The sequence below is a fragment of the Moheibacter lacus genome (assembly GCF_014042165.1).
In the GTDB taxonomy this organism is placed as follows: domain Bacteria; phylum Bacteroidota; class Bacteroidia; order Flavobacteriales; family Weeksellaceae; genus Moheibacter; species Moheibacter lacus.
On record NZ_JACDZE010000001.1, the window covers coordinates 44125 to 57279 of the forward strand.

The window sequence follows — 13155 nt, forward strand, 5'->3', positions numbered from 1 at the left end:
AACCACATAAAAAAGTCCCGATGAATTCGGGACTTTTATTTTATATAAATGGATTAGAATTTAAATGCGGCACCTACACCCACTGAACCTAAGTTCCAGTTATCATCCCAATCTTCCGGCCCATCGTATTCATCCCAATAATCGTCTGCATATGCATAATTAATGGTTTTAAAATATCCGTAGATATCCACCATCGGCAGACTGAATCCGATTTGTGGACGTGCTAAAAATCCACCCTTACCGGCAGCATCACTTACACCGATTGCATACCCTAAATCCAAACCGGCATAAAAACGCTCGGTAAAATTAAACTTTGCTGATGCAGCAATCGGAATAAAAGTTTTATCCTCTTTGTCAAAATGATACCCTCCTCGATCGTATTCTTTCCCGAAGAAATGATCCACACCGATCATAGGCCCCACTTTTAATTTAGGAATAACACCAAAATAGTATCCAAAAGTAACACCCGTATTTACACTTGTTCCGTCTGTATCACCCACCGGTGCTCCTAAATAAGGTCCAACTTCAAAGGTTCCTTCCTGTGCTTGTAATCCTGCAAAACTAAAAATACCAAGAAATGCAGCTAAAACGATTTTTTTCATAATTGTACTTTTATTGTTTGTGGATACAATTTTCAAATACAATGCCAAATGTTAAAATTTAAAATTCAATCCAAGCGCAACGGAGGATAAACTATTGACCGCGGTGAAATTATATTCCGTGTCCTGATAATAATCTTGTGTTGCCAAAATCCCTTTATATGAAATGTATACATCGGTCAATTTTGTACTCCAACCAAAACGTGGGCGCACCATAAATCCTCCGTTGTATCCATCTTCCAATGCCACGGCATATCCTAAATCCAAACCACCAAACAAAGCAGGAATAAAATTGTATTTGGCAGAAGCTGCAATATCCAAAAAGCCTGCATCAATTCCATAGGTGTCATTGCTTATAAATTGATCATATAAAACGAGCGGACCTAATCTTAAATTTTCAACAGGTTGAAAATAATAGGCAACACCACCTCCTATATTTCCGCTCCTGCTACCGTATACCTCATTTACGGTCGTGCCAAAAAATACACCGATTTCGAAATTATTTTGGGCATTCGAAAAACCAAAGGCAAATAAGCCCAATAAAGATCCAATTAAAAATTTTTTCATACTGATTACGTTTTAATTATGAATTGAGAAATTAATTCAGCGAAAATAAAAGGGACTTTTAAATTAGAAAATACCGACTAATGGGTATTTTAAAGAAGAATTGGAACTATATTTCCTATCATTCCATGCCAATTTAAAAGGGGAATTTGTCTATTTTTGCAGCATTCAATTTTCACAAAATAAAATGAGCAATACATACAAATCTGCAGGCGTTGACAAAGAAGAAGGCTACCAAACGGTATCCAAAATAAAAAAAGCCGTTTCTGAAACCCATAACCCAAATGTCCTCAACGGCATCGGGAGTTTTGGGGCTTTTTACCAATTGTCCGGTTATAAAAATCCGGTTTTGGTTTCCGGAACCGATGGAGTCGGAACCAAATTGCGCATCGCTTTGGATGTAAAAAAATACGATACGGTCGGTGTAGATTGTTTTGCGATGTGTGCCAACGATATTTTATGTCATGGGGCTAAACCATTGTTCTTTTTGGATTATTTGGCGTGTGGGAAATTGGATTCCGATGTGGCAGCAGAAATCGTCGGAGGAATCGCAGCGGCTTGTAAAGAAACCGGAACAGCGCTCATCGGCGGTGAAACGGCCGAAATGCCCGGAATGTATCAGGTCGGGGATTACGACGTTGCAGGATTTTGTGTAGGCGTTGTAGAAAAAGATGAAATCATCGACGGCTCTCAGATCAAAGAAGGTCAAACTATCATCGGTCTTCCTTCCAGCGGATTTCATAGCAACGGATTTTCATTGGTTCGAAAAATATTTCCCGATTTCAATGAAGAATTTGAAGGAAAACCACTTTGGGAAACACTTTTAGTTCCTACTAAATTATACCAAAACGATATTTTTAAAATTCAGGAAAAAGTCAAACTGACCGGAATTGCGCATATCACCGGTGGCGGATTGATTGAAAATGTTCCTAGAATTCTACCAAAAGGATTGACTGCTGTCATCGAAAAAGCGAATGTAAATGTTCCAACCGTGATGCAAGAATTGATGAAACGCGGTGGAATAGCGGAAAACGAAATGTTTGGAACCTTTAACATGGGCGTAGGAATGGTTGTGATTTGTGCAGAAGCAGATGCGCAAACTGTTTTGGAAACCTTAGAAGGAAGTATGTTGATCGGGAAAATTGAAAAAGGGGAAGAAGAAATTGTTTTGAAATAATTTTCATGACCCAAACCGAGCGTTTTCATATTCTGGACAAAGAGGTATTGCCGGGCGAAACCAAAACCGTCAATCTGAAAATTGCCCAATTGCACACCATGACGGAATTGAAAATTCCCATCATCGTTTCGCATTCAGATGTAAAAGGACCTGTGGTTTTACTTTCTGCAGGGCTTCATGGAGACGAATTCAACGGTATTGAAACCGTCCGACAAATCATCCGAAAAAAAATAAATCGACCTAAAAAAGGAACGATAATTTGTATTCCTGTGATCAACGTATTTGGATTTGTCAACCAATCCCGTGAATTTCCAGATGGACGCGATTTGAATCGGGTTTTTCCTGGAAGTCGTGAAGGCTCTCTCGCCAGCCAATTTGCCTATAATTTGATGGAGCATATCATTCCTCTAGTAGATTACATCATCGATTTTCATGCAGGAGGAAGCAGTCGATTCAATGCTCCTCAACTCCGGATTGAAGAAAATCAACCGGAATTAGAGAATTTAGCTAATGCTTTTCAAACTCCTTTCCTACTCTATTCCAAAAACATAGAAGGTTCATTCAGAGAATCTTGTGATAAATTGGGGAAAAAATATTTGTTGTTTGAGGGTGGGAAATCATTGGACATCAACAAAAAAATCGTTCAAGAAGCAATTGACGGAACTTTGAGATTTCTCAACCATCTGGATATGTTAAGAGATGAATTTGAAGTGCCAAAAGTTGACAATCAGATGATATATATTCAAGATTCCACTTGGATCAGAGCCGATCTTTCCGGTTTATTTCAGAGCATTTCTCCGACCGGAACATTTGTGGAAGAAGGCCAAACCATCGCTTGGATTACAGATCCCTATGGTTCAGTTGAAGTTCCGGTTCTCGCCCCAAATTCAGGCTATATCATCAATGAAAATCAGGGTCCAATTGCATTTCAGGGTGATGCTATTTTTCATATTTCCACAGCTTTGATTGCAAAAGAATTGAATTAAATTTCAATCAAATTCAAATCTTTCCATTTTGCCAAAGCATCTTTATCGATTACCTTTGCAGCATTCCAAATGACAAATACAAAAATCAACAAATCTTTCCTAATCATTCTATTGGGAATCTTGGCCGCATTGGGTCCGTTTACAATCGATATGTATCTTCCGGGTTTTCAAAGAATAGCGGAAGATTTGTACACAGATGAGCAACATGTTGCCTTTACGCTTACCTCCTATTTCGTCGGAATCGCAATAGGACAGCTGGTTTATGGCCCTATCGTGGACAAATATGGCCGCAAAAAACCTTTGCTTTTTGGGTTGAGCATTTATATGCTAGCGGCGTTGGGTTGTGCTTTTTCGGTCTCAATCGACATGATGATCGGCATGCGTTTTTTACAAGCACTCGGTGGATGCGTAGGAATGGTTGCTTCTGCGGCGATCATCAGTGATGTTTATGAAATCCAAGCAAGACCTAGGGCTTTTTCCTATATCATGTTGGTAATGGGCGTTGCGCCTTTGATTGCACCTTCTGTAGGTAGTTTTTTCGTTGAACATGCGGACTGGTATTATATTTTTTATTTTCTTTCCGGATTTGCTTTTATGGTTGCCATGTTGATCTATTTTTTCCTTCCGGAAACCAGTCAATACATACATTCCAACAAGTTGAAAATCAAAATAATAGCTCTTGATTATTACCAAATTCTAAAAAATAAAACCTTTTTATTTTATACACTTGCGGGAAGCATCGCCATGTCCATATTATTTGCCTACATATCTTCGGCTTCTTATGTATTTTTGACTTTGTACAAATTGGATAAAACGACATTTTCCATACTTTTTGCGATCAATGCTTCAGGTTTGATCATCGGTAGTTATGTCAACGGCATTTTGACCAAAAAAATGGATTATATCCGGATTGCTAATTTCGCTTCTGTTCTATTGACCATCATTTCTTTCATCGTATTTCTTTGCGCATTTTTAATCGAAAATTTGGCATATCAATGGATTGTCGGCGGATTATTTTCCATTTTATTTACCATCGGTTTCATCAATCCAAATGCCACTGCAGCCTCTCTTTCACCCTTTACCGGAAATTCAGGTTCAGCCTCGGCACTGGGTGGTGCTATGCGTATGGGTGTCGGTGCGATGGTAGCAGCTGCCATCGGACTTTTTCAAGGAAATTCTTCCGTAACAATGTTTTTGACCATTTTGGTTCTGGCGTTTCTGGCCATGGTATTTTTGATTTTTTCTTACAAAAAGGCCAAACCTATCGCAGAAAAATGATCATTTCTCCATGGCTATGACTTTTAAATCTTTGGATAATTTTTCGATGGCGTACCGATAAGCCGTTCTCGGCATGATTTCCTTCCTGGCAACCACAAAGTCAAAAACTTCGCTTTCATGTTTTTCACTTAAGGTTTTTAATAACCAACCATATCCTTTTTGCACCATGTCATCATGATCAGGAATCAACAAATCTGCAATCTCAAAGATTTCTTTTTGAAACAAACCTTTTCTCGCTGGAACAATTAAAGAAACAGCTGCGGCTCTTTTCATCCAACGGTTTTCCGACTTCGTCCAATTTTTCAATTCCCCTAAGAATTCAGGATATTTCATTAAAAAATTGCCAATAGTTTTATTGCAAAACGTATCACATATCGCCCAATTTTCGATGTAAGAATCGATCCATCTTTCAAATGTTTTAAAATCAGATAGTTCATATTTCTTCCCAACGGATTCTGCATAAATACAAGCAATTCCCGCTTCTTCCAAAAAATTGGATTTGAATAATTCTTCGCATAAATCCATCACTTCTTGTTTGGAAAAAGATTTGATTTCGGATTTAAAAGCTTTGGCAATTTCCTTTACCACAGCCGATTTCACCCCGTAAATTTTTAGGTTTTGGATTTCTTTAAAAAAACGTTGAGCCGATGATTTGGTGGTTTCATCGGCTCGTTCTTTTAATTTTTGTCGGATTTCATTTAGGATGAATTGCACTTCCATTTTCCTTATAATGGGATGTTTCCGTGTTTGCGTTTCGGACCTTCTACGACTTTTCCTTCCAGCATGGCAAAGGCTTTGATCAATTTCCGTCTGGTATTTTGTGGTAAAATGACTTCGTCTATAAATCCGCGTTTAGCCGCTTCATAAGGTGTAGCAAATAATTCTGCATACTCTTTTTCTTTTTCTGCCAATTTGGCTTCGTGGTCATCTGCCTCGGCGATTTCTTTTTTGAAAATGATTTCAGAGGCTCCTTTTGCGCCCATTACGGCAATTTCGGCCGTAGGCCAAGCAAAATTCATATCGGCTCCGATGTGTTTGGAATTCATCACATCATAAGCGCCTCCATAGGCTTTTCGGGTAATAACCGTAACTTTTGGAACGGTTGCTTCGCTTAAAGCGTACAATAATTTGGCACCATGAACGATGATTCCATTCCACTCCTGATCGGTTCCCGGTAAAAAACCCGGAACGTCTTCCAGCACCAGCAAAGGAATGTTAAATGCATCGCAAAAACGGGTAAATCGAGCGGCTTTTATCGAACTGTCCACATCCAAACATCCGGCGAGAAACATCGGATTATTGGCAATGATCCCGATGCTTCTTCCGCCCAGTCTTGCAAATCCCACGACGATATTTTCGGCGAAATCTTTGTGGATTTCGAAAAAGGAATCCTCATCGATGATTTCATGGATAACCTCTTTCATATCATAAGGTTTGGTCGAACTTTCCGGAATGATTTCATCTAAATTTGGACGCAATTCATCACCCAATTCAAATGGATAATTTTCAGGCAATTCCGAATTATTTTGAGGCAAATAACTCAATAATTTTTTCACATCTTCCAGACATTCGACATCGTTTGCTGAAGTCGTATGGGCTACACCCGATTTAGTCGAATGTGTACTCGCACCTCCCAATTCTTCTGCTGTTACGGTTTCATTAGTTACCGTTTTCACCACGTTTGGACCTGTCACAAACATATAACTGGTGTTTTCCACCATCATCGTAAAATCGGTCATGGCAGGCGAATAAACCGCACCTCCGGCGCATGGTCCCATAATCGCCGAAATCTGCGGAATCACACCGGAAGATTGCACATTTTTATAAAAAATATCGGCATATCCGCCCAACGAACGAACTCCTTCCTGAATTCTTGCTCCTCCGGAATCATTTAACCCAATCATCGGTGCTCCGACACGAAGCGCCATGTCCATCACTTTGCATATTTTTTCTGCATGGGTCTCGGAAAGTGAACCGCCAAAAACCGTAAAATCCTGTGCAAAAATGTACACCAAACGTCCGTTAATCGTTCCATAGCCAGTTATGACTCCATCACCCGGATATTTCTCTTTGTCCATCCCGAAATCCGACGTTCGATGTTCTACCAACATCCCGATTTCTTCAAATGAACCGTCGTCCAAAAGATATTCGACACGTTCTCTTGCGGTTAATTTTTTCTTTCCGTGCTGTGAATCGATTCTTTTTTGACCTCCACCTAATTTTGCTTGCGCTTTCTTATCTTTTAATATTTTAATTTTATCGCTCATGAAATTTTATGAATTGGGTAGTCTTACTATTTTTTTGTCTTCTAAATATTGTTTCAATGCAATCAAAGCCGCTATTTCCGCTTCTTTGGAAGATTGTTCTTTGATGATCTCAGGATTATAATATTTCTTCACAAAATTGGTATCGAAATCTCCTGATAGAAAAGCTTCGTGCTCAAACACATATTTCCCAAACGGAAGTGTCGTTTGAATTCCTTTGATTTTATAATCCTCGATGGCTTTCAGCATGATGTAAATCGCTTCTTCACGAGTTTTTCCGTAAGTGATCAATTTGGCGAGCATCGGATCATAATAAATCGGAACATCCATTCCTTCATCGATTCCGTTGTCTACGCGAATTCCTTCGCCCTCCGGTAATTCATATACTTCCAAATTTCCTACACTTGGTAAAAAATTGTCCAATGGATCTTCTGCATACACCCGCAATTCCATCGCATGGCCTTTGATTTGTAAATCTTCCTGTTTGATCGGAAGTACTTCTCCTCTTGCTACGCGAATTTGTAATTCGACCAAATCCATTCCGGTTATCATTTCCGTCACAGGATGTTCCACTTGAAGACGTGTATTCATTTCCAAAAAGTAGAAATTTTTATTTTCATCCAATAGGAATTCAACCGTTCCGGCACCTACATAATCACAAGATTCAGCTACTTTAACGGCGGCTTCTCCCATAGCTTGACGAATTTCCGGAGTCAAAACGGATGAAGGTGCTTCTTCGATTACTTTTTGATGACGACGCTGGATGGAACATTCGCGTTCAAACAAATGCACGATGTTTCCATGCGTATCGGCCATCACTTGGATTTCGATATGTCGAGGCGAACCTACGTATTTTTCGATGAAAACCGAACCATCACCAAAAGCAGACAAGGCTTCCGAAGTCGCACGCTCCATTTGGGATTCAAATTCTTCTTCTTTCTCTACGATACGCATTCCTTTTCCACCACCTCCGGCAGAGGCTTTGATCAAAATCGGAAAACCGATTTCTTTTGCAACTTCTTTGGCTTTTTGAACGTCTGTAATCGCTTCGTCTAGTCCGGGAACCATCGGAATATCATAGGCTTTCACAGCTTCTTTTGCTGCCAATTTACTTCCCATGATGTGAATGGCTTTGGAACGAGGACCGATAAAAGTGATGCCGTTTTCCTCTGCTTTTTCAGCAAATTCGGCATTTTCAGAAAGAAATCCATATCCGGGATGGATTCCGTCCACCTTCAATTCTTTTGCTACTTCTATGATTTTATCACCCAACAAATAGGATTGGTTCGACGGAGCTTCTCCAATCAATACGGCTTCGTCTGCAAATTTCACATGAGGTGCTTCACGGTCGGCAGTCGAATAAACCGCAACGGTTTGGATGCCCATTTTTTTGGCCGTTTTCATCACACGAAGTGCAATCTCTCCTCGGTTGGCTACTAATATTTTCTTCATAATTATTTTCCTTTTAAGTCCGTTTCAGTGTCACACTAAGCGGAGTCGAAGTGTTATTCGAATTCAATTAACAATTGTCCTTTGTCTACAGCCTGACCTTTTTCTACCAAAATGGATTTGATTTTCCCGGCTCTCGGCGATGCAAAATTATTTTCCATTTTCATGGCTTCCAGTACCAACAAAGAATCATTTTCTTCCACTTCCTGCCCGACTTCTACGTTGATATTGAGCACTAAACCGGGCATAGGAGCTTTGATCGCATTGACCAATTTCCCTGCGCCAACTTCAAATCCCATTTCTTTGATGAGTTGATCCAAATGATTGGCTATGGAAACTTCATACTCATTTCCATTTACATTGACCTTATATTTTCGGTTCAAAAAATCTTCTGAAATGATGGTTGCGGTAAAAGAAGTATGATTTTTTAAAATCTGAAATTGATTATCAGTCAATTGGATACAGTCAAGCGATTCCGAATTTTGTTCAGATAAATCAAATGAAAATTGATCGTCGACCGAAACTTTATATGTATTCATATTCTATTTGTAAAAAATAATTGGCTAAAAATACATTAATTTTAGAGAACTGAATTCAAATTCCATGTGTCAAATACTTCAAATTGGATCAAAATCGCACAAGGGCTTTATTTGGTTATCCTCCTTTTGGTTTCACTGCGCATCATTTGGGACACGCGATCCATAAGCAAGACGATGGGATATCTTTGATTGTTTTTTTTTCGTTCCTTTTTTTGGGATTTTCTTTTATTTTTCATTTGGGATCAAATATAGAAAACGGAACAACTGCAAAAAGAAATTAGAGGCTGACGAGGTATTTTTAGAAGAATTTAGAAATGAAATCCAAAAAAAAGAGGAAAATTTTATTGACCTCTCCAACTGATGCAGTAACTCAATTTCAACCTTTGCTCAAAATTTTCACCAATCCTTTGTATGGTCAATACAGTCTGGCGTTCCAGCACAATCAAGCTGAAATTTTGGCTGATCAATTTGAAATGGATTTAAAAGATGCAGAGAAATTGGATTTAATCCAATGGAAAAATCGGCCTCAATACCAAAAATTGACCGAAAGGATCATCAGACTTTTGTCGCCATTTTTATAAGACTCCCCAATCTAAACTTTTATATTTGTCCTCTATTCATAAAATGAAAAAATGATCCAATCCAAAGCACTTGCCATCCTCAAATCTGGTCGAAATGTTTTTCTAACAGGATCTGCCGGTGCCGGAAAAACCTATGTACTCAACCAATACATCCAATACCTCAAAGAACATAAAGTCGGCGTTGCCGTAACAGCTTCCACCGGAATTGCCGCGACACACATGAACGGCCAAACGATTCATTCCTGGTCGGGAATTGGGATACGGGATGATATTTCCATTCGACATTTGTCCAAATTGAAAGAGAAAAAATATTTCCGCAACAAAATGGATGCTGTAAAGGTTTTGATCATCGATGAGATCTCCATGTTGCATCGGAACCAATTGGATTTGGTGAATAGGGTCTTGAAGTTTTTTAAAGAAAACGAAATGGCATTTGGTGGAATTCAAGTGATTTTTTCCGGAGATTTTTTTCAGTTGCCACCCATTGGAAACGATTTGGAAACTTCCCGTCAGAAATTTGCTTTCATGTCAGACGCTTGGCTTGATGCCGAACCTGTGATTTGTTATCTGACCGAACAACATCGACAGACGGAAAATGATTTGAATTATATTCTAAACGAAATCAGAAATGGTGAAGTCACCCAAAAATCCATTGATTTACTCGAAACCCGAGTAGAATTTCATCCCGATGAAGGTGAACAAGAAACCAAATTGTTTACACACAATGCAGACGTAGACCGCATCAACCAAATGCATTTGGAACAAATCGGGAAATCCTCCAAATTCTTTCAAGCAACTGTAAAAGGAAACGAAACTTTGGTTGAAATGTTGAAAAAGTCGGTTCTGGCATTGGAAAAATTGGAATTAAAAGTGGGCGCGCAAGTGATGTTTGTCCGAAACAATTACGAAGTAGGTTTTGTGAACGGAACGCTTGGCCGAATTACAGGATTTACCGATAAAGGAAATCCGCTGGTAAAAACCTTTGACAACGATTTGATCGAAGCCAAAGCGGAAACTTGGGCGATTGAAGACGAAACCGGTAAAGCTTTGGCCTCTTTTGTTCAGATTCCGTTGCGATTGGCTTGGGCGATAACGGTACACAAAAGTCAAGGAATGACTTTGGATGCAGCGATGATCGATTTGAGTCGGGCTTTTGAGAAAGGGCAAGGTTATGTAGCGCTATCACGACTTCGGGATCTGAGCGGGTTAAAGTTAAGAGGTTTGAACCAAACTGCGCTAGAAGTGGATGAGTTGGCTTTGAAAGCCGATTTCCGTTTCCGAGAATTATCGCAAGAATGGGATGATTCGCTGGAAGAAAAGGATTTAGAGAACGAATTCAAAGGATTTATCAAGCATTCGGGAGGTACAGTAGACAAAAAAGAAATCGCCAAAACAAAGGAAAAATTGGCACAAAAAGGAAAAGCAGAAAAAGTTTCTACCTATCAATTGACCAAAGATTTGGTGAGAGAAAAATTAAGTATAAAAGAAATGGCTGAAAAACGGGGATTGGGAACCGGAACGATTTTGAGCCATCTCATCCGGATTGCAGAAACCGATGCTGAAATTGATTTAGAAATGTATCGACCCGATGAAATCATCATCCAAAAGGTCAAAAAAGCAGCGGAAATTCAAAAGGATGTTGAAAAACTCAGTTTGGGGAAATTACATGCAGATTTGAATAAAGAAATCAGTTTTGATCAAATCAAACAAGCGCAGATTTTTTTAAACAGACCATAAAAAAAGCCCGAAAAATCAGGCTTTACTTTTTGTATTTTCAGAATTCATTCGACGATAAAATAAATCGCTTTCTTTTCTTCCGGTTGGTCTTCTCCCGGTGCAAATTTTTTAAATTCGATCAAACAAACACCGCTTGACTCACCCGTAATTTCATAGGTATGAACCCCTGGAACGCCTACCATTCCTTCCGGCGCTTCATTTTGTTGATAACCTGCATCATTCATTTTCACGATGCATTCTTGTTGGGTTTCGGTTTGCCAACTGTATCCGGTTGATGGATTTTCTTCCAAATTCACCACTACAGTTTTCCCGTTTTTCACTTTGACAAATTCCAAATGATTGTATTCGTTCAGACTAACTTTGTCCGGAAAATAATCCCATCTCTCTTTGACAGTCGTTTTGCAACTCATAAAAGCTAGGGAAGCGATAGATAGTAAAAGAAGTTTTTTCATCTGTCAGTAAATTTTAAGTGAATTTAAAAGAAATTTCAGAGAAATCAAATCTCTTATAAGGAAAATATGATAGGACACTAAATTCTAACCGGATTTAGATGAGTTTTTGCAATCTGAATTTTATTCGTAAGGTTTAGCTATGGAAATGTTAATTTTTTTGGTATCGTTTTTGTTTGAAATTCACTACCTAACTTCCTGATTTAAATCATTTTTAAAAAATATAGTATTATGGCAAATAAAAATGACTCATTCATTCTATTAACGGGATTATTAATCGGAGCTACTGCCGGTGCTGCAGCCGGAATTCTCCTTGCGCCTTGTGCGGGAAAAGATACAAGAGAAAAATTCAGGCAGGGAAGAGAAAGTATGCGGAATCGGTTGAGAAAACAATTGGAGTGCTTCAGCGATTTATATTGCAGTACAGAAAATGAAGAAATAAATCCGGTTGTGAAAGCTTCCAAAAGCACAGGAAAATCAAAACCATCCAAAGCTAAAACATCAAACATTAAGAAATCAAATAAAGGTAAAGGGGCTTAATCAGATATGCCCTTTTCTGTTTAAAAATTTCTGTATGATAAATTACTTTAAGAAATACATAAATCATGTGATTGCTTACGCCAAACTCGAAATCACCGATTCGGTCAGCAATATGATCGGCGCGGGTGTATTCGGGATTCTGGCCGGAGTTTGCGGACTTATGATTTTGTTTATGGGAAGCATCGCCACGGCTTATTTACTGAGCAATCTGCTGGAGGATCTCGGTACGGGGTTTTTAATTGTAATGGGATTTTATGTGTTGTTGTTTGTTTTGTTTATTTTGTTTAGAAAGAAAATTAAACTCTTATTTACCAACAATGTAGTGGAAGCCGCAATGGAAGCAATGGATGACCCAGAATCTGAAAATTATGAAAACTAAAGACATCAATACACTTGCAGAATTGAGACAAGCCAAAATTGAGCTCAAAATGAAAATGAAGCGCAAAGACAATGAGCTCCAGGGCAATGTGATTAATTCGCTTGCCAATAAACTTTTCTCCGGAAAAGGAAAGGTTCCCAATTATGTTTCAACGGCTTTGGACAAGAGCACGAGAAATGCAATTCGATTTCTGGCTCACAGAACGAAAAGAAATCCGAGAATCAAAAGACTCATCAAACCGGCTCTTATTACAGCTTTGGCAATTGCTATTCCCGTACTGGTTACGAAAGCCGGCGGATTATTAAAGGAAAAAGCCTAGTCTTTATATGGAAAATATTGTGGGAGGCGCAGCAGGGATTTTGACATCGGTTTCGATGATTCCGCAATTAATCAAAGTATTGAAAGAGAAAAATGTCGAAGATTTATCAGCTGGAATGCTCATTGTCTTGATTTCTGGTTTGTCTTTGTGGGTTTGGTATGGCATTATGAAAACCGAATGGCCGATTATTCTTTCCAATGCTTTTGCCGTCATGGTTAATCTTTGGTTGGGAATTTGTTTAATTATTTACAGAAAATAAGCTTAATTTTAATTGTTGTTTTGGTAAACTTATAT

At 38.8% G+C, this 13155-nt stretch carries 17 protein-coding genes; 10 read left to right on the plus strand and 7 right to left on the minus strand.

The window, feature by feature from the left end:
* Window positions 1–53 precede the first annotated feature (53 nt).
* Together HU137_RS00255 and HU137_RS00260 are read right to left on the minus strand one after the other, a co-directional pair.
* On the minus strand, window positions 54–602 hold the full coding sequence (locus HU137_RS00255) for a hypothetical protein (protein WP_182041808.1): 549 nt from the start codon (window positions 600–602) through the stop codon (window positions 54–56).
* 51 nt (window positions 603–653) lie between these two features.
* Window positions 654–1166, minus strand: a complete 513-nt coding sequence (locus tag HU137_RS00260; protein ID WP_182041809.1) for a hypothetical protein — start codon at window positions 1164–1166, stop codon at window positions 654–656.
* Between the two features lie 184 nt (window positions 1167–1350).
* Here HU137_RS00260 and purM point away from each other — a divergent pair, with 184 nt between their 5' ends.
* From purM to HU137_RS00275, 3 genes are all read left to right on the plus strand, one after another.
* Window positions 1351–2340, plus strand: a complete 990-nt coding sequence (gene purM, locus HU137_RS00265; protein ID WP_182041810.1) for a phosphoribosylformylglycinamidine cyclo-ligase — start codon at window positions 1351–1353, stop codon at window positions 2338–2340.
* Between the two features lie 5 nt (window positions 2341–2345).
* Window positions 2346–3326 (plus strand): succinylglutamate desuccinylase/aspartoacylase family protein, encoded by a 981-nt coding sequence (locus tag HU137_RS00270; RefSeq protein ID WP_182041811.1) that lies wholly within the window; start codon window positions 2346–2348, stop codon window positions 3324–3326.
* A gap of 129 nt (window positions 3327–3455) precedes the next feature.
* A complete protein-coding gene (locus tag HU137_RS00275) occupies window positions 3456–4604 on the plus strand; it encodes a multidrug effflux MFS transporter (RefSeq protein WP_182041812.1) in 1149 nt (382 codons plus the stop codon).
* Here the strand turns inward: HU137_RS00275 and HU137_RS00280 are convergent, their stop codons facing one another.
* Genes HU137_RS00280 through HU137_RS00295 form a run of 4 tightly spaced genes read right to left on the minus strand, consistent with a single transcriptional unit; the run spans window position 4605 to window position 8856 of the window.
* Window positions 4605–5324, minus strand: coding sequence for a DNA alkylation repair protein (locus HU137_RS00280; protein WP_182041813.1), 720 nt, complete (start codon window positions 5322–5324; stop codon window positions 4605–4607).
* A 5-nt stretch (window positions 5325–5329) separates the two neighbouring features.
* Window positions 5330–6871: an acyl-CoA carboxylase subunit beta gene (locus HU137_RS00285; RefSeq protein WP_182041814.1), complete on the minus strand. Its 1542-nt coding sequence runs from the start codon at window positions 6869–6871 to the stop codon at window positions 5330–5332.
* Between the two features lie 6 nt (window positions 6872–6877).
* Window positions 6878–8320: an acetyl-CoA carboxylase biotin carboxylase subunit gene (gene accC, locus HU137_RS00290; RefSeq protein WP_182041815.1), complete on the minus strand. Its 1443-nt coding sequence runs from the start codon at window positions 8318–8320 to the stop codon at window positions 6878–6880.
* Between the two features lie 53 nt (window positions 8321–8373).
* Window positions 8374–8856, minus strand: coding sequence for an acetyl-CoA carboxylase biotin carboxyl carrier protein subunit (locus tag HU137_RS00295; protein WP_182041816.1), 483 nt, complete (start codon window positions 8854–8856; stop codon window positions 8374–8376).
* Window positions 8857–8922: 66 nt separating this feature from the next.
* Between HU137_RS00295 and HU137_RS13035 the strand changes: the two genes are divergently transcribed.
* The 3 genes from HU137_RS13035 (at window position 8923) to HU137_RS00305 (ending at window position 11174) form a co-directional block, all read left to right on the plus strand.
* A complete protein-coding gene (locus HU137_RS13035) occupies window positions 8923–9045 on the plus strand; it encodes a hypothetical protein (protein ID WP_262890122.1) in 123 nt (40 codons plus the stop codon).
* 125 nt (window positions 9046–9170) lie between these two features.
* Window positions 9171–9437, plus strand: a complete 267-nt coding sequence (locus HU137_RS00300) for a phospholipase D-like domain-containing protein (RefSeq protein WP_182041817.1) — start codon at window positions 9171–9173, stop codon at window positions 9435–9437.
* A gap of 51 nt (window positions 9438–9488) precedes the next feature.
* The gene (locus HU137_RS00305; RefSeq protein ID WP_182041818.1) at window positions 9489–11174 is read left to right on the plus strand and encodes an AAA family ATPase; all 1686 of its coding nucleotides are present in this window, start codon (window positions 9489–9491) and stop codon (window positions 11172–11174) included.
* Between the two features lie 44 nt (window positions 11175–11218).
* Here HU137_RS00305 and HU137_RS00310 read toward each other — a convergent pair whose 3' ends face one another.
* A complete protein-coding gene (locus tag HU137_RS00310) occupies window positions 11219–11626 on the minus strand; it encodes a protease inhibitor I42 family protein (RefSeq protein ID WP_182041819.1) in 408 nt (135 codons plus the stop codon).
* 228 nt (window positions 11627–11854) lie between these two features.
* On the opposite strand from HU137_RS00310, the gene HU137_RS00315 reads away from it, so the two are divergent.
* Genes HU137_RS00315 through HU137_RS00330 form a run of 4 tightly spaced genes read left to right on the plus strand, consistent with a single transcriptional unit; the run spans window position 11855 to window position 13120 of the window.
* Entirely contained in the window at window positions 11855–12163 is a 309-nt protein-coding gene (locus HU137_RS00315) for a YtxH domain-containing protein (protein WP_182041820.1), read from the plus strand.
* A 34-nt stretch (window positions 12164–12197) separates the two neighbouring features.
* Window positions 12198–12542 carry a phage holin family protein gene (locus tag HU137_RS00320; RefSeq protein ID WP_182041821.1) on the plus strand — a complete coding sequence of 115 codons (345 nt, stop codon included), beginning with the start codon at window positions 12198–12200 and terminating at the stop codon, window positions 12540–12542.
* Window positions 12532–12861: a hypothetical protein gene (locus HU137_RS00325; protein ID WP_182041822.1), complete on the plus strand. Its 330-nt coding sequence runs from the start codon at window positions 12532–12534 to the stop codon at window positions 12859–12861. Before HU137_RS00320 ends, HU137_RS00325 begins: the two co-directional genes overlap by 11 nt.
* Window positions 12862–12868: 7 nt before the next feature.
* On the plus strand, window positions 12869–13120 hold the full coding sequence (locus HU137_RS00330) for a SemiSWEET transporter (protein WP_182041823.1): 252 nt from the start codon (window positions 12869–12871) through the stop codon (window positions 13118–13120).
* Window positions 13121–13155: the final 35 nt, after the last annotated feature.